The following is a 16,651-nucleotide window of genomic DNA, read 5'->3' on the forward strand; positions in this document are numbered from 1 at the left end:
GCGGTCCGGGCGAGAACGGGACGTGCGCCCCCCGAGACCCCGGTCATTTGGGAGGATAGGCATTGTGACTTTCTGGCCCGCGCCCCATGTCCGAGTTCCCGTCCACGCTTCCGTGACCCTGCCCGGGTCCAAATCCATTACCAATCGGGCGCTGATCCTCGCCGCGCTGGCGGATCGGCCGTCCACCATCACCGGGGCGTTGCGCAGCCGGGACACCGATCTGATGATCGCGGCGCTGCGGGCTATGGGCGCCGGGATCGAGGGTGACGGCAGCACGCTGGTGGTGACTCCGCCCGCCGAATTCGGTAGCGCCATGGTCGATTGCGGGCTGGCGGGCACGGTCATGCGGTTCCTGCCGCCGGTGGCGGCGCTGGCGGGCGGCGACGTCGCCTTCGACGGCGACGAGCAGGCGCGGGCGCGGCCGCTGGGCACGATCCTGGACGCGCTGCGGGCGCTGGGCCTCGACATCGACGGCAACCGGCTGCCTTTCGTGGTGCACGGGACGGGGGCGCTGCGCGGCGGGCCGGTCACCATCGACGCGTCGGGTTCCTCGCAGTTCGTGTCGGGGCTGCTGCTGTCGGCGGCGCGGTTCGAGCAAGGCGTCACCGTGAACCACGACGGCGCGGCGCTGCCGTCCATGCCGCACATCGAGATGACCGTGGAGATGCTGCGCCGGGCCGACGTTCGCGTCGAGGCCCCCAACGATCCGCGCAAGGCGCAGACCTGGACCGTCGCGCCGGGCCCGATCCGCGCGGTGGACTGGGACGTGGAGCCGGACCTGTCCAACGCCACCCCGTTCCTGGCCGCGGCCGCCGTCACCGGCGGCGAGGTGAGCATTCCGCACTGGCCGCGGATCACCACCCAGCCCGGCGACGTGATCCGCGAGATCCTGGTGCGCATGGGCGCGGAGGCGCGCTTCTTCGAGAACGTGCTGACCGTGCGCGGTCCGGAACGCCTGGCGGGCATCGACATCGACCTGCACGACGTGGGTGAGCTCACCCCGACCGTGGCCGCCCTTGCGGCCCTGGCGGATTCGCCGTCACGGCTGCGCGGCATCGCGCACCTGCGCGGGCACGAGACCGACCGGCTGGCGGCCCTGGCCACCGAGATCAACCGGCTCGGCGGCAAGGCCACCGAGACCGACGACGGTCTGGCCATCGTGCCGAACCCGCTCACGGGCGGGCAGTGGCGCTCCTACGCCGACCACCGGATGGCCACCGCGGGCGCGATCATCGGCCTGGTGACGCCGGGCGTCGAGATCGAGGACATCGGCACCACCGCCAAGACGCTGCCCGGATTCGTCGGGTTGTGGGAGAGCATGCTGGCCGGAGCGGACCACGCCGGCGAGCCGGGAGCAGGACGCTGAGGCGCCGCGAGTACGACGAGTCCGATGTCCGGGTGCGCCCGGGCAAGGGCTCGCGACCGCGCACCAAGACCCGGCCGCAGCATCTGGATGCCGAAGCGGCCATGGTGGTCTCGGTGGACCGCGGCCGCTGGGGGTGCGTGCTGGACGGGGATCCGGAGCGCGGCGTGGTCGCCATGCGGGCGCGCGAACTGGGCCGGACCCCGATCGTGGTCGGCGACCAGGTGGATCTGGTCGGCGACCTGTCCGGCAAGCCCGACACCCTGTCCCGCATCGTGCGGGTGTCCGAACGGCGAACGGTATTGCGCCGCACCGCCGATGACACCGACCCGTTCGAGCGGGTGGTGGTGGCCAACGCCGAGCAGCTGTTCATCGTGGTGGCGCTGGCCGATCCGCCACCGCGCACCGGGTTCGTGGAGCGGGCCATGGTGGCGGCGTATGTCGGTGGGCTGCAACCGATCCTGTGCCTCACCAAGCACGATCTGGCCGCCGACTCCGAATTCGCCTCGGCCTTCGAGGATCTGGATCTCACCATCGTCTACGCGGGCATCGAGGATCCCCTGGAGCCGGTGCTGGAGCTGCTCGACGACAAGCTGACCGCGTTCATCGGGCATTCGGGGGTGGGCAAGTCCACCCTGGTGAACCGGCTCGTCCCGGATGCCGAACGCGCGGTCGGCGAGGTGTCGGGAGTCGGCAAGGGCCGGCACACCTCGACCCAGTCGGTGGCGTTGCCATTGCCCGATGATGGCTGGGTGGTCGACACGCCCGGCGTGCGCTCGTTCGGTTTGGCCCACATCACTCCCGACGACGTGATCGCCGCCTTCTCGGATCTGGCCGACGCCATCGAGGACTGCCCGCGCGGGTGCACCCACCTGGGCCCGCCCGCCGATCCGGAATGTGCACTCGACCTGCTGGAAGGCAAAGAGCAGCGGGTGGCGGCCATCCGCCGCCTGCTGACCGCGCTGAACTCCAACGACCCCTGGTTCCGCGGCAACAGCGAATCCTGAGGCGACACGGGCCGCCACCGGTAGCTGAAGAATCGCCCATTCGATACCTTTTGTGCATAACAGGCACGAAGGGAAGTCATGAGCGAGGAAACTCCGCCGCGCGAGCATGACGACGACGCCGACCCGCGCGAGGACGAGAAGAAGAAACTGCGCCGCGAACACGACGAGGACCGCTCCCCCGCCGACCCGAACGACTGGAACGACGACTGGGACCGGGCGCGTTGGGCGCCCTAGCGGCGGCCCGGCAACATAATCGGGGACATGGTTTTCGCTGAATGGCAGCGCGGCCCCGGCGCTCCCGCCCGCTGGAATCCGATCCCTCGACTGGGGCGGACGCTGGCCCGCCGCCGCACCGTCATGCGCGCCGCCCCGCTGGTCTTCGTCCTCGAACGGCTCGCACGGCGAACCACCCGAGGCCGCAAGGGGATTCTCGATGTGGCGGGCCTGCCCGCGGTGGAGCTGACGGTGGCGGGCCGCCGCACCGGGCTGCCGCGCACCGTCAGTCTGCTCTACACGCCCGATCTCCTGGACGAGAAGCGGTTCCTGATCGTCACGTCGAACTGGGGCAAGCCCGAACAGCCGTCCTGGTCGGCCAATCTGCGGCACGCCGAAGCGGCCGAGCTGACGGTGCGGGGCGAGCGGTTCCCGGTCCGGGTCCGGGAGCTGACCGGCGGCGATCGGGATCGGGCCTGGCGGCGGGCGCTGGAATTCTGGCCCGGCTACGCCATGGAGCAGCGGCTGGCGGGGACGCGCCGGTTCCGGCTGTTCGAACTCACCCGCGCCTGAGCGGGGTCACAGCCGCGGGCGGGTCAGCCGCATGCCATTGTCGAAGTCGATGCCGCGCAGCTCGGAACGGCCGGTGAGACCGAGCTTCTCGAGAATCCGGGACATGTGGTGGCCGACGGTGCGCGGGCTGAGGAACAGTTCCGCGCCGATCTCCCGATTGGTGAGGCCCTGGGCGGCGAGCCGGGCCACCTGGGACTCCTGCACGGTCAGCGGAGTGTCCGAACCGCCGGCGGGTTTGGTCCCGGTGCCGGTGAGATCGAGTTCGGTGCGGGTGCGCGCGGCCCAGGCGGTCGCGCCGATCAGCTCGAAACCGTCCGCGGCGAGCCGCAATTGCTCGGCGGCGTCGCGGCGGCGGCGGACCCGGCGCAGCCACTTGCCGTAGAGCAGCTGGGTGCGGGCGCGCCCGAAGCTGCCGTGCCGGGAATCGCCGGCCACGACCGCACGCCGGTAGTAGTGCTCGGCGCGGTCCTCCTCCGCGAGCAGCGCGCGGCAGGCGTAGGCGGCGGCCAGCGCCCAGCGGGCGCGGGACCGCCGCGCCCAGAGCACGATGTGCTCCGAGTGCGCGGCGGCGTCGTCGAAACGACCCACGCGGCACGCCGCTTCGACGAGATCGAGGGTGGCCAGCCGGGCCAGCGTGGGATGCGCCGCCTCGTGGCCCGGCTGCGACAGCGCCCGCAGCCGGCGATAGGCGGCCTCGGCGTCACCGGCGGTGAGCGCGTGGAAGCCGTGGTGCCAGTAGGCGCCGCCGGTGAGCAGCGGCACCGCGTGCGGGCGGGACAGCGCCAGCGCGCGCTCCACGCTGTCGGCCACCAGGTCCGCGTCGCCGCGCTGGGCGGCCAGCCGGGCCCGCAGGTTCCAGCACTGGGCGAGGATATTGTCCGCGCCCGCGCCCGACGCCAGGTCGAACGCCTCCTCGAGGGTGGCCTCCCCCGCCTCCCACCGCCCGGTCGCGAACTGCATGGTGGCCAGTTGCGGCAGCATCCCGACCGCCGCCGCCCGATCGCCCGCGGCCCGCAGCCCCGCCGCGACCGTCAGGTACGGCTCCAGCCCCGCCTCGGCCAGCCCCCACTCCAGCAGTTGCGCCGCGGGCGGCAGCAGCTGCACCGCGTACGTCGGCGACGACTCCGCCACCACGGCCTCCAGCTGCCCGTCCATCGGCCGGTCGACGCCCTGCCCGAGCACCCACTCGGTCCGCTCCGCCAGCAGCCGCAAGCCGGCGACCAGGTCGGCCCCGCGCTCGCGCCGTGAGTTCCCGCCCGCGAATTCCGTCGCCGTAGGGGACGGCGAGACAGTCGAATCACGACCGGACAGAGCCGAATTCGCGCTCGCGGCGGTGACCTCCTCGGGCCCCGCGGGGCGCACCGTCGAAACGGGCGGCACCGGCAAGGACGCGCCCGCGATGGGGACAGGGATCTCTGGGAGGCGGGCGGCGATGGCGTCGGCGTCGCGGAGCAGCAGGGTGTGGGCGCGGGCGGGGTCGCCGGCGACGAGTTCGAGGAGGCCGGGCAGCCCCGCGGCGGTGGTGGTGATGGCGGCCGGGGTGGTGCGGGATTCGGCGAGGGTGAGCAGGCGGCGGGCGGATTCGATATCGCCGCCTTCCCACGCGAATTGGGCCGCCGCGGCGAGACGGAGACCCGCGGTGTCCGGATCGGGGGTGATGGCGGCGGCGCGGCGCAGGACGGCGGCCGCCGCGAGGGGGCCGTTGTGGCGCAGGACGCGGGGTGCGCCGTCGGCGAGGGCGCGGGCCAGTTCGGGATCCGGGGTGTCGAGTCCGGCGGCCAGGTGCCAGGCGCGGAGCTGTTCGCCGCCGGAGCCGGGGAGGGCGGCGGCCAGGGCGAGGTGGACGGCGCGACGCTGGGCGGGCGGGGCGGCGTCGTAGGCCGCGCCGCCGAGCAGGCGGTGCCGCATGTCGACGCGGCCGTCGGTGACGACCAGCAGGCCCGCCTCGAATGCCCGCTCCCAATCCGCCGGGGCGACACCGAGTTCGGTGGCGGCGGACGCGATCGGGCACAGGGTGCCGCGGTCCTCGGCGGCCGCGACCACCAGCAGCAGGCGGATGCCCGGGTCCAGGGCGGCGAGCCGCTCGGCGAAGGCGGCGCGCAGGCGGGGGCCGAAAGGCGCGGGTCCCCACGCGATTCCGGCGCCGTCCTCGGTGTCGATCAGGAATTCGCGCAGGGCCAGGGGGTTTCCGCCGGCCAGCTTCAGCATGCGGTTCGCCCGGGGCGCGCCGACGCCGCCCGCCCGCCGCGCCAGCAGCCGCCGCGCCTCCGGGTCGGGCAGCGGCGCGACCGGCAGCACCCGCAGTGACTGCCACACCGTGGTGGCGGGGCTGTCGCGCATGGCGACCAGCAGGGCCACCCGGACGCCGCCGAGGCGGCGCAGCGCGAAGGTGAGGGCGCGGGCGGTCGCGAGATCCACCGACTGCGCGTCGTCGACGATGAGCAGGACCGGCTGATCCGCGGCCACGGCCGCCAGCAGGGAGACCACGGCCGCGCCCACCAGGAACCGGTCCGCCGCGCCGGGTCCGCGGCCGAGGGCGGCGGTCAGGGCGCGGGCCTGCGGATCGGGCAGCGCGGGCACACGATCGGCGAGCGGACCGAGCAGTTCGCGCAATGCCGCGAAATCCACTCCGCTGTCGGCGGAATTTCCGCGGCAGTGCAGAACTCGAAATTCGGTGGCGCGTTGTTCGGCGTCACGCAGTAGCGCGGTTTTCCCGATCCCGGGTTCTCCCCACAGCAGCATTCCCCCGCCGTGACCGGCGCGCGCCTGAGCCAGGACCCGAGACAGTTCGTTCTGTTCTCGTTCCCTCCCCTGGAGCACCCGGATCTCGCGCACGTCGCAAGGTACCTCGCATTACGAGCAACCGGCAAACCTGTAAACGCGATCTTCCCAGCGGCTGAGATCCCCGCCGGGATAAGCGATTCCGGACATTTCTCGATCGACCGATTGACCGACCGATACGATGACCGATTCTCTTCCGGATCGGGAGGACTAAAATGCGGGCGCGAATAAGGAACCCTGATTCGGACATCGCTCCGAAACGCTTTCTCTTGCATTCCCGGCGGCGCCCCGGTTAAACATTCCGGCCCGCACCGTTCCGAGCCCAGGACACGTTTCGGTCGCACGGCGTGCGGACCCCGCCGGAAATAGTTAGCCTGCGCTGGTGGAAGACCGTGAGCGCAAGGAATTCTCGCCGCTCCTCGACGCAGCCCTCGGCCCGGGAGCACCCGTCACCCCGGAGGTCCGGATCGGGCGCAACGACCCGGACGACGCGCTGCCCGAATGCGTCCGCTGCGGCAGACCCGCGGCATTGCACCTGCGCGCGGTGTGGCTGTCCACCCGCGCCGTCATGGCCGGGGACGCCGACGTGGACAGCGTGATCCAGGTGCACGCCTGCGGCGGCTGCGCGGGCAGCGTGGCCGGAATGATCCTGATCAACTGGGACCCGCGCTATTGGGGCGAGTCGGTCAACCTGGACTGACCGGTCGAAAGCCACGGCGCACCGCGAGCCGGAAGCCTCAGCGCGGCCGCACGATTCGCATGCCGTTGTCGAAGTCGACATCCACCAGATCGGACCGGCCGCTGAGCCCCAGCTTGCCGAACACCCGCGACAGGTGGTGCCCGACGGTGCGGGGACTGAGGAACAGCTCGGTCCCGATCTCCCGATTGGTGAGTCCGTGGGCCGCCAACCGCGCCACCCGCAGCTCCTGCGCGGTCAGCACCGAGGTCTCGCCGTGCGCGGTGACCGGCGCGGCCCGGCGGCCGGTGAGTTCGAGCTCCTGCCGGGCGCGCAGCACCCACTGGGCCGCACCCATGCCCTCGAACGCCTCGGCGGCCGAACGCAATTGCTCGGCGGCGTCGGCGCGGCGGCGGGCCCGGCGCAGCCACTTGCCGTAGAGCAGGCGGGTGCGCACCTGGTTCAGATCGTGGCGGGTGCGCCGCACGGCCAGCGCGCGCTGGAAGTACTTGTCGGCGCGATCGTCCGTGCACAGCAGCGCCCGGCAGGTGTAGGCGGCCGAGACCGCCCAGTCGGCGCGGGAGCGCAACGCCCAGTCCCGGATCTCCTCGTAGTACCCGGCGGCCTCGTCGTGCCGGCCCACCCGGACCGCCGCCTCCACCAGATCCACGGCGGCCAGCCGCGCGTAGGTGGGATGCCGGGCGTCGTGGCCGGGCTGGGCCAGGGTGCGCAGGCGCAGGTACGCGGTCTCCGGATCGCCGAGACTGAGGGCGTGGAAGCCCAGGTGCCAGTGCGCCGACGCGATGACCGCGTGCGCGCGCCGCGGCCGGGCCAGCGCCAGCACCCGATCCGCGGCCGCCAGCACCCCGTCCGAATCACCGTGCAGGGCGGCGATTTTCGCACGCAGCGCCCAGCACTGGGCGAGCACGTTGTCCACGCCGCCGGCCTCGGCCAGCTCGAACGCCTCGGCCAGGGTGCGCTCGGCGGCCGGGAAGCGGCCGTTGGCGAATTGCAGGATGGCCAGCTGCGGCAGTAGCGACACCGCCGCCGGGGCGGCGCTGCCCCGCAGCGACGCCGCCGCTTGGGTGTACGGCTCCAGGGCGGTCTCGGCCAACCCCCACAGCAGCACCAGCGGGGCGGGCGGCAGCGGCCGGATCATGGTGTGGAAGCGGGAGATGCCTTCCCGCACGGTCATTTCCGCGGGATCCAGGTCGAGCACGCCGTGCCCGGCGACCCAGCGCGCGCGTTCGGCGTCGACCCGCAGGTTGGCGGCGGTCGCCGGGTCCACCAGTTCGGCGTCGCGCAGCAGCAGGCGGCTCGCCCGTTCCGGTTCTCCCGCAACGAATTCCAGCAGTCCGGCCAGACCGCGCGCGGCCGTAGCGGCCCGTTCGGGGCCCAGGCGCGCGACGGCGCGGTCGAGCAGGCCGTGCGCGGAGGCGATATCGCCGCCCGCCCAGGCGAATCGGGCCGCGGCGGCCAGCCGCTCCCCAGCCCGCTCCGGATCGGGTGAGATGGCGGCGGCCTGGCGCAGCATGGCGGCCGCGGCCATCGGCCCGTGCACGGCGCCGGTCGCCCGTTCGGTCAGCGCGGCGGCGAGGTCCTCGTCGGGTCGGCCCGCGGCGAGGGCGCGGTGCCAGGCGCTCAGGTCGTGATCGCCGGTCCCGGTCAGCGCGTCCGCGACGGCCAGCTGGGCGGCCCGGGTCTCGGCCACGGTCGCGGCCGCGTGCACGGCGGCGCACAGCAGCGGGTGGGTACGTTCGACGCGACCGTCGCTGATGGCGAGCAGCCCGGTCGCCGCGACGTACTCCCAGGCCTGGGAGTCCACGCCGAGGGCGGCCGCGGCGGTGGTGACGACGCCGAGCACGCCGCGGGTCTCGGTGGCGGCCACGGTCAGCAGGGTCCGGACGGTGGCGGGCAGGGCGGCGACGCGTTCGCCGAACGCGGTGCGCACGCCGGGGCCCAGGGTCATGGGTTCGGGGGCGGTGCCCGCGAGATCGCCCACGACACCGGGCAATTCGAGCAGGGCGAGGGGGTTGCCGTCGGCCACGGAGAGAATCCGGCTCAGGCGCAGCGCGCCGAGCGGACCGTACCGGTCGGCGAGCAGGCCGCGGGCCTCCGCGTCGGGCAGGCCGGTGACCCGCAGCGCGGGCAGGTCCCGCCACAGCGTGTCGGCCGGGTCGTCGCGCAGCGCCGCCAGCAGCGCGACGGGGGCGGCGGTGAGGCGGCGGATGGCGAAGACGATGGCCCGCGCCGATTCCGGGTCGACCAGGCGGGCCTCGTCCACGATCAGCAGCAGCGGCTGCTCGGCCGCGAGTTCGGTGAGCAGCCGCACCAGCGCGGCCCCGACCAGGAACGCGTCGGCGGGACCGGCGTCGAGGCCGAGCACCACACCCAAGGCGCGGGCCTGGGCGGGCGGGAGCAGCGGCAGCCGGTCGGCGACCGGCAGCAGCAGCTCGTGCAGGGCGGCGTGGTCCAGGCCGGATTCGGCGCGGATGCCCTGGCAGCGCAGCACCCGGAAGTCCGCGGCCCGGTCGAGCGCGGCCCGCAGTAGCGCGGTCTTGCCGATCGCCGGATCGCCCGACAGCACCAGCGCCGCACCGCGGCCCGAACGTGCCGCCGCGAGAACGCGATCCACGTGGCCGCGTTCTCGTTCCCTCCCGTAGAGCTTCAGGTCCTCCCACACATTCGGGAAATTTAGTCTAGCTAATAGCGTGCAACCAAGCCCTCCGCAAGCAACTGGCACAAATTGTCCCGAATGACGCAGATCACAAGATCAATAGGAGCAATTCAATTAACGCGCAATCGAGTTCGCGCGATAGGAATGCCCCCTATTGTCACCGTTGAAGTGAGAACACCCGAATGGGATTCGCCGGGCGGTCCGCCGATCAGCGGAAGATGGTCATGTACCAGAGCCCGTCGGCGCCCTGATCGCAGCTCCACTGCCAGCCGTCCTCGCCGCGCAGCAGCACGCCACCGGCCTGGAACTGGCCATTGTTGCCGTCCGCGGCACAGGCGTCGACCGTGGCGTAGTTGCCGTCCACCGTCAGGGTCTCCGCGTGCGCGGTCGCCACACCGAGTCCGGCGAGTCCGACAGCCATGGCGGTGAGCGCGAAAGTCTTGAACATTATGCGGTTCCTTCCTTTTCGATCGCCACCCGGCGATCGGTTCGGAACCAATTACAGCGAACCGATCATGACCGTTTCATGATCACACGAAAACTTCTGGCGCACTGCGGAAAACACCGCGCCCCGGGTGAGAACACCCGGGGCGCGGCACGTTTCGACAGGGTCGCGAACTCAGTGGCGGCGCTTGGACCGATCCGCCTTGGACTGCGCCCGCGCCGCCTCACGACGCTCGCGGCGGGTGCCGCCCTGCCCGTCCTCGGCGCCGTACTCGTCGCTGTCGCTGCGCACGGCGGCGTGGCCGCCCTCGTCCGGGCCGCTGTAGGACAGCCCGCGCGGGCCGGACTCGTCGATTCCCTTGGCGCGCAACGCCGCCGGAGCGCCGTTACCCGCCTGCGCCGCGTCCTCCTGGGTGGGCAGCGGGCGATTGCCGACCGGCGACTGCAGGCCCGCGGCCACGTTCACGCCCACCGGCTGCGGCTGCTGCACCTCGACCTGGAGGTTGAACAGGAAGCCGACCGACTCCTCCTTGAGGCCCTCGAGCATGGCCGCGAACATGTCGAAGCCCTCGCGCTGGTACTCGACCAGCGGGTCGCGCTGCGCCATGGCGCGCAGGCCGATGCCCTCCTTGAGGTAGTCCATCTCGTAGAGGTGCTCGCGCCACTTGCGGTCCAGCACGCTCAGCAGCACCTGGCGTTCCAGGTTGCGCATGCTGCCCTCGCCCGCGAGGCCGTCGATCTCGCTCTCACGGTTGTCGTAGGCGGTGTGCGCGTCGTCGAGCAGCGCGTCCAGCAGTTCCTCGCGGGACAGGTCGCCGGGCTCGCCGCTCTCGATCTCACCGGTGAGCTCGCGGTAGTCGAGGCTGCCGGGGTACAGCGTCTTCAGCGCGCCCCACAGCTGGTCCAGATCCCAGTCCTCGACGTAGCCCTCCGCGGTGGCGCCGTTGACGTAGGCGGTGATCACGTCGGTGATCATCTCCTGCACCTGGCCCTCCATGTCCTCACCGTTGAGGATGCGGGCGCGCTCGGCGTAGATCACCTTGCGCTGCTGGTTCATGACCTCGTCGTACTTGAGGACGTTCTTGCGGATCTCGAAGTTCTGCTGCTCGACCTGGGTCTGCGCCGACTTGATGGCCCGCGAGACCATCTTGGCCTCGATCGGCACGTCGTCGGGCAGGTTCAGCCGGGTCATGATCGACTCCAGCGCCGCGCCGTTGAAGCGCCGCATCAGCTCGTCGCCCAGCGACAGGTAGAAGCGGGACTCGCCCGGGTCGCCCTGACGGCCGGAACGACCGCGCAGCTGGTTGTCGATACGCCGCGATTCGTGGCGCTCGGTGCCCAGCACGTACAGGCCGCCCGCGTCGCGCACGGCCTCGGCGTCCTGGTCGACCTGCTGCTTGACCCGGTCCAGGGTGGCGTGCCACTGAGCCTCGTACTGGTCGGGGGTCTCGACCGGATCCAGGCCCTGCCGGCGCAGCAGGATGTCGGCGATGATGTCCGGGTTGCCGCCCAGCACGATGTCGGTACCGCGACCGGCCATATTGGTGGCGACGGTGACCGCGCCCGGCCGACCGGCCTCGGCGACGATCTGCGCTTCCTGCTCGTGGAACTTGGCGTTCAGCACGCTGTGCGCGATGCCGCGCTTGGTGAGCAGCTTGGACAGGTACTCCGAACGCTCGACCGAGGTGGTGCCGACCAGGACCGGCTGGCCCAGCTCGTGCTTCTCCTGGATGTCGTCGGCGACCGCGGCGAACTTGGCCTCTTCGGTCTTGTAGATCAGGTCGGACTGATCCTGGCGGACCATCGGCTTGTTGGTCGGGATCGGCACCACGCCCAGGCCGTAGGTCTGGTGCAGCTCGGCCGCCTCGGTCTCGGCGGTACCGGTCATGCCCGACAGCTTGTCGTACAGGCGGAAGTAGTTCTGCAGCGTGATGGTGGCCAGCGTCTGGTTCTCCGGCTGGATCTCCACGCCTTCCTTGGCCTCGATGGCCTGGTGCATGCCCTCGTTGTAGCGGCGGCCCACCAGGATTCGGCCGGTGAACTCGTCGACGATGATGACCTCGCCGTCGCGGACGATGTAGTCCTTGTCCTTGGTGTAGAGCTCCTTGGCCTTGATGGCGTTGTTCAGGTAGCTCACCAGCGGCGAGTTCGCGGCCTCGTAGAGGTTGTCGATGCCCAGCTGGTCCTCGACGAACTCGACGCCCGCCTCGTGCACACCGATGGTGCGCTTCTTGATGTCGACCTCGTAGTGCAGGTCCTTCTTCAGCAGCGGGGCGATGCGCGCGAACTCCGCGTACCACTTCGAGGAGGCGTCGGCCGGGCCCGAGATGATCAGCGGGGTGCGGGCCTCGTCGATGAGGATGGAGTCGACCTCGTCGACGATGGCGAAGTTGTGCCCGCGCTGGACCAGATCGTCCAGCGTGTGGGTCATGTTGTCGCGCAGGTAGTCGAAGCCGAACTCGTTGTTCGTGCCGTAGGTGATGTCGGCGGCGTAGGCCTCGCGGCGCTCGGCCGGGGTCATGCCGCCCAGGATCACGCCGACCTCGAGACCGAGGAAACGGTGCACGCGGCCCATCCACTCGGAGTCGCGCTTGGCCAGGTAGTCGTTGACGGTGACGACGTGCACGCCCTCGCCGGAGATGGCGTTGAGGTAGGCGGGCAGCACACAGGTCAGGGTCTTGCCCTCACCGGTCTTCATCTCCGCCACATTGCCGATGTGCAGGGCGGAACCGCCCATGATCTGCACCTTGTAGTGCTTCTGGTTGAGCACTCGCCAGGACGCTTCCCGCGCGGTCGCGAAGGCCTCCAGCAGCAGTTCGTCGAGGGTCTCGCCCTCGGCGTAGCGCTGTTTGAACTCCGCGGTCTTGGCCTGGAGTTCGGCGTCGGAGAGCGCCGTGTACTCCTCGTCGAGGGCGATGACCTCGTCCGCCAGGCTTGCCAGCCGCTTGACCGTGCGACCTTCACCAATCCGTAGCAACCTTGAAAAACTCAGCGCAGGCACGGGTCTTGTAGTCCTCTGGTCGGTGTTGTCGGTAGCCCCCACCATGGCGGGAGGCCTGCGCGCGGGCGCGCATTCACAAGCCATGGTAATCCGGCCCCCATCGTAGGTGCTGAACTGCGCACGGGACTGCCCGGGCGCTGAGGAGAAGCTGTGAAAACGCGACGCCCGCACCCCCGCTCCCGACCCTGGCGAACGCCCAGCGAATGGGCTTGCGGCCGAAGCTGATTCGAGACCCCTGACGTACCATGTAGGGGGTCCGGCGTGCGGCGGTCTGCGCCCGCGCACCCGGAACGGCGGCACCGACGACGGTGCGTGATCTCGGGCAGTGCGGCCCATACATTCCCCCAGGTGACCGGATTGCGATAGCTTGCCTCCAGGCGGTTCGTCCGCATGAAAGCCGGCGCCTCGGCAGGGGGAAAACTGCGAGGCGCGGGCAGGGATAAGGGAGTAGCGGGCAGCGTGATCACCAGACTGACGCCGCAGGACGCGTCGTTCTACCGGTTGGAATCCAGCAGCAACCCCATGCACATCGGCTCTCTGGCGATCCTGCGCAATCCCGCGCCCACCGGTAGATCCGGGCCCGGGCCGCTGGATTACGACCGGCTGGTGTCGCTGGTCGAGTCGCGGCTGCCGCTGGTTCCGCTGTACCGGCGCAAGGTGCGGGAGATCCCGTTCGCGCTGGGCCGCCCGATCTGGGTGGACGACAGCCACTTCGACATCACCTACCACGTGCGGCGTTCGGCGCTGCCCGAGCCGGGCACCGACGAACAGCTGCTCGACCTGGTGGCCCGGCTGGCCTCACGCCCGCTCGACCCGAGCCGCCCGCTGTGGGAGATGTACCTGGTCGAGGGCCTGTCGGAGGGCCGCTGCGCGATCTTCACCAAGACCCATTCGGCCCTGGTGGACGGCGACAGCGCGCTCGAGATCGGGCATGTGATCCTGGACACCTCGACCGCGCCCCGCGAGGTCGCCGACGACGCCTGGGTCGCCCACCGCGAGCCCGCCGAGCTGGAACTGCTGCTCGGCGCGGTCGCCCACCTGGCGACCCAGCCGCGCGAGGGCCTGGAGGTGGCGCGGCACCACATGGCCGAGGCCTTCGCGATGGTCGACGCCACCGGCAAGGCCGTGCAGAAGCTGGTGTCCATGGTCCGCACCGCGGCCATCGGCGCGCCCGACAGCCCCCTGAACACCCGCACCTCCCGCAATCGCCGGTTCGAGGTGGTGCGCACCGATCTCGAGGACTACCGCAAGATCCGCAAGCGGTTCGACTGCTCCATCAACGACGTGATCCTCGCGGTGGTGACCGGCGCGCTGCGCAATTGGCTGCTCTCCCGCGGGCAGGTGCTGACCGAGGCCGACGCGCTACGCGCGGTGGTCCCCATGTCGGTGTACGCCGACGGCCCGCACGGCGAACTGAAACCCGCGGGCGAGGTCACCTCGCTGCTGCTGGATCTGCCGGTGGGCGAACCGAATCCGGTGATCCGCATCGAGCACATCAAGCACGCCACCGAGGCGCACTCGCGGCATCAGCGCGGGGTGCGGGCGCGCACGCTGGTGCACATGGCCGGATTCGCTCCGGCGAGCCTGCATGCCATGAGCGTGCGGTCGGCGAGTACTTTTGCAGAGCACACGTTCAATCTGGTGATCACCAACGCGCCGGGTCCGCAGCAGGCCATGTACATCGGCGGCGCGCGGATGCTGGAGATGTATCCGGTGTCGCCGTTGCTGCGCTTTCAGGCTCTGAGTATCGGCCTCACGTCCTACGACGGGCGGGTGTTCTACGGACTCACGGCCGATCGCGACGCCATGGCCGATATCGCGGTGCTGACCGCTTCGGTGCACGAGTCGATGGAGGAGATGCTCGGTGCCTGCGTCCAGTGAGTCGTCCGCCGTGTCGAAGAAGCTACGGGTCTACGTCCCGGCCACGGTGCCGATGCTGCGGGAGCTGGTGAAGGACCGGGAGATCCGCGCCCTCAACGACACCGCCTTCGCGGTGACCCCCGCGCTGCGCGAGGCCTACGCCTCCGGTGACGACGAGGAACTCGCCGAGGTCGCCATGGCCGAGGCCGCGCGCGCCTCGCTGCGGCTGCTCGCCGAGGAGCAGGCCGTCGCGGACCTGGGCGGCGAGGACGCCGGCGACGAGGCCGGCGAGGCCGCGCCCCGGGGCCCGATCTTCCGCCGCGCGGTCATCGCCGCCGACGTCACCGGCGCCACCCTGCGCCCCGATCTCGACGACGCCGTGGTCCGGCTCTCCGCCGCCATCCCCTACGACCGCATCGCGTCGATCCACGTGGACCTGGCCGAGGCCGAGTCCGAGGTGGCCAAGGCCGTCGAGGTGATCGACGCCGCCGACATGGGCGACGCTGACGCCGAATTCGTTCTCGGCGACGCCGAAGATCACCAACTGGCTTGGTACGCGGCGCAGGAACTCCCGTTCCTGCTCGACCTGCTCTGACCGCCACCCGAGATTCCCGGGAGTCTCGAGAGACAGGTACATCCGGCTGCGTAACCTACGATGCCGTAACCTTGTTGTGATGGTCGCCCATCACACGGGCGAACCGTGCGCGACGATGCGCTGACCAGCGTGCACGACGACAGAAAGCTTTCCGGATATGGCATCGAAGAGTGGCGGATTCTCCGTGCGAGGACTGCGCGAATGGCTGGAGGCCCCCGTGGCCGAAGGCGGGAACGCCGGGCGGACCCCGCTCGACACCCTGCGCGGAGCCGCGGCCCGGATCACCACTCCCCTGCTGCCCGACGACTACCTGCACCTGGTGAACCCGCTGTGGTCGGCGCGCGAGCTGCGCGGCCGCATCGTGGAGGTCCGCAAGGAGACCACGGACTCGGCCACCCTGGTGATCAAGCCGGGCTGGGGCTTCGACTTCAAGTTCTCCCCCGGCCAGTACATCGGGATCGGCGTGCTGGTGGAGGGCCGCTGGCACTGGCGCTCGTATTCGCTGACCAGCCCGCCGGATTGGACCGGCGACGGCGCCCACAAGGGCCGCCGGCTGATCTCCATCGCGGTGAAGGCGATGCCGGAGGGCTTCCTGTCCACCCACATCGTCTCGGGTGTCCCGGCGGGCACCATCGTGCGCCTGGCCGCGCCGCAGGGCGGTTTCGTGCTGCCGGATCCGGCGCCGCGCAAGGTGCTGTTCCTGACCGCGGGCTCGGGCATCACCCCGGTGATGGCCATGCTGCGCACCATGGATCGCCGCGACGCGGTCCCGGATGTGCTGCACGTGCATTCCGCCCGCACCCCCGACGATGTGATGTTCGGCGACGAGCTGCGCGAATTGCACGACCGGCGTCCGGGTTTCACCGCCCACCTGCACCTCACCGGCGAGAACGGCAAGTTCGCGCTCGCCGACCTGGACACCGTGTGCCCGGACTGGCGTGAGCGCGAGACCTGGGCCTGCGGCCCGCTGCCCATGCTGGACGAGATCGAAAAGCATTGGGCCGCCGCCGGTATCGAGGACCAGCTGCATGTGGAGCGGTTCGAGATCGAGCGCAGCGCCACCGCCGAGGGCGGCACCGTCACCTTCGCCAAGGCCGGCCGGGCCGTCGAGGTGGACGGCGCGACCACGCTGCTGCAGGCCGGCGAGGGCGCGGGCGTGCAGATGCCGTTCGGCTGCCGCATGGGCATCTGCCAGACCTGCGTGGTGACCGTGACCGAGGGTCATGTGCGGGACCTGCGCAACGGCAAGGAACACCGCGCCGGGGACAAGATCCAGACCTGCATCTCCGCGGCCGCGGGCGACTGCACCCTCGAGGTCTGACCCACCGACCCTCGAGGTCTGACCGACACTGTCCGGGGGCCGACCCACACCGCACCGTGTGAGACGGTCCCGCCCGAGAACGGCTACCCTCGATAGCAATCGAGCCTGACCGGCCCCCGTCGGGGCCGCCCATCCGCGCA

12 protein-coding genes are annotated in these 16,651 nt (G+C 71.2%); 8 read left to right on the top strand and 4 right to left on the bottom strand.

The window, feature by feature from the left end:
- Positions 1–64 precede the first annotated feature (64 nt).
- The 4 genes from aroA (at position 65) to ACQPYY_RS27585 (ending at position 3,156) form a co-directional block, all read left to right on the top strand.
- Positions 65–1,366: a 3-phosphoshikimate 1-carboxyvinyltransferase gene (aroA, locus tag ACQPYY_RS27570; protein ID WP_433591547.1), complete on the top strand. Its 1,302-nt coding sequence runs from the start codon at positions 65–67 to the stop codon at positions 1,364–1,366.
- Complete coding sequence (gene rsgA / locus ACQPYY_RS27575) at positions 1,309–2,370, top strand: ribosome small subunit-dependent GTPase A (protein WP_379094109.1); 1,062 nt, start codon at positions 1,309–1,311, stop codon at positions 2,368–2,370. Before aroA ends, rsgA begins: the two co-directional genes overlap by 58 nt.
- Positions 2,371–2,448: 78 nt before the next feature.
- On the top strand, positions 2,449–2,604 hold the full coding sequence (locus tag ACQPYY_RS27580) for a hypothetical protein (RefSeq protein ID WP_379094106.1): 156 nt from the start codon (positions 2,449–2,451) through the stop codon (positions 2,602–2,604).
- Positions 2,605–2,631: 27 nt separating this feature from the next.
- On the top strand, positions 2,632–3,156 hold the full coding sequence (locus tag ACQPYY_RS27585) for a nitroreductase family deazaflavin-dependent oxidoreductase (RefSeq protein WP_433591548.1): 525 nt from the start codon (positions 2,632–2,634) through the stop codon (positions 3,154–3,156).
- Positions 3,157–3,162: 6 nt separating this feature from the next.
- On the opposite strand, the gene ACQPYY_RS27590 is transcribed toward ACQPYY_RS27585, so the two are convergent.
- Positions 3,163–5,991 (bottom strand): helix-turn-helix transcriptional regulator, encoded by a 2,829-nt coding sequence (locus ACQPYY_RS27590; RefSeq protein WP_433591549.1) that lies wholly within the window; start codon positions 5,989–5,991, stop codon positions 3,163–3,165.
- A 328-nt stretch (positions 5,992–6,319) separates the two neighbouring features.
- Between ACQPYY_RS27590 and ACQPYY_RS27595 the strand changes: the two genes are divergently transcribed.
- Positions 6,320–6,637: a hypothetical protein gene (locus tag ACQPYY_RS27595; RefSeq protein WP_433591550.1), complete on the top strand. Its 318-nt coding sequence runs from the start codon at positions 6,320–6,322 to the stop codon at positions 6,635–6,637.
- A 37-nt stretch (positions 6,638–6,674) separates the two neighbouring features.
- Here the strand turns inward: ACQPYY_RS27595 and ACQPYY_RS27600 are convergent, their stop codons facing one another.
- The 3 genes from ACQPYY_RS27600 to secA form a co-directional block, all read right to left on the bottom strand.
- The gene (locus ACQPYY_RS27600; protein ID WP_433591551.1) at positions 6,675–9,296 is read right to left on the bottom strand and encodes a LuxR C-terminal-related transcriptional regulator; all 2,622 of its coding nucleotides are present in this window, start codon (positions 9,294–9,296) and stop codon (positions 6,675–6,677) included.
- A gap of 202 nt (positions 9,297–9,498) precedes the next feature.
- The gene (locus tag ACQPYY_RS27605; protein WP_433591552.1) at positions 9,499–9,738 is read right to left on the bottom strand and encodes a hypothetical protein; all 240 of its coding nucleotides are present in this window, start codon (positions 9,736–9,738) and stop codon (positions 9,499–9,501) included.
- 171 nt (positions 9,739–9,909) lie between these two features.
- Complete coding sequence (gene secA, locus ACQPYY_RS27610; RefSeq protein ID WP_433591553.1) at positions 9,910–12,735, bottom strand: preprotein translocase subunit SecA; 2,826 nt, start codon at positions 12,733–12,735, stop codon at positions 9,910–9,912.
- A 459-nt stretch (positions 12,736–13,194) separates the two neighbouring features.
- Here secA and ACQPYY_RS27615 point away from each other — a divergent pair, with 459 nt between their 5' ends.
- From ACQPYY_RS27615 to ACQPYY_RS27625, 3 genes are all read left to right on the top strand, one after another.
- Positions 13,195–14,616 carry a WS/DGAT/MGAT family O-acyltransferase gene (locus ACQPYY_RS27615; RefSeq protein ID WP_379094090.1) on the top strand — a complete coding sequence of 474 codons (1,422 nt, stop codon included), beginning with the start codon at positions 13,195–13,197 and terminating at the stop codon, positions 14,614–14,616.
- The gene (locus tag ACQPYY_RS27620; RefSeq protein WP_433591554.1) at positions 14,600–15,190 is read left to right on the top strand and encodes a DUF6912 family protein; all 591 of its coding nucleotides are present in this window, start codon (positions 14,600–14,602) and stop codon (positions 15,188–15,190) included. Before ACQPYY_RS27615 ends, ACQPYY_RS27620 begins: the two co-directional genes overlap by 17 nt.
- A 157-nt stretch (positions 15,191–15,347) precedes the next feature.
- Positions 15,348–16,511, top strand: coding sequence for a ferredoxin reductase (locus ACQPYY_RS27625; RefSeq protein WP_433591555.1), 1,164 nt, complete (start codon positions 15,348–15,350; stop codon positions 16,509–16,511).
- The last annotated feature ends 140 nt before the right edge of the window (positions 16,512–16,651 follow it).

Origin of the sequence: Nocardia sp. CA-145437, assembly GCF_050956485.1 — a bacterium.
Taxonomy (GTDB): Bacteria; Actinomycetota; Actinomycetes; order Mycobacteriales; family Mycobacteriaceae; genus Nocardia.

Bases quoted from the DNA above. Each gene is read 5' to 3' on its own strand.
- ACQPYY_RS27580 (WP_379094106.1), top strand. From the start codon at position 2,449: ATGAGCGAGGAAACTCCGCCGCGCGAGCATGACGACGACGCCGACCCG.
- ACQPYY_RS27585 (WP_433591548.1), top strand. From the start codon at position 2,632: ATGGTTTTCGCTGAATGGCAGCGCGGCCCCGGCGCTCCCGCCCGCTGG.
- ACQPYY_RS27605 (WP_433591552.1), bottom strand. From the start codon at position 9,738: ATGTTCAAGACTTTCGCGCTCACCGCCATGGCTGTCGGACTCGCCGGA.
- ACQPYY_RS27625 (WP_433591555.1), top strand. From the start codon at position 15,348: ATGGCATCGAAGAGTGGCGGATTCTCCGTGCGAGGACTGCGCGAATGG.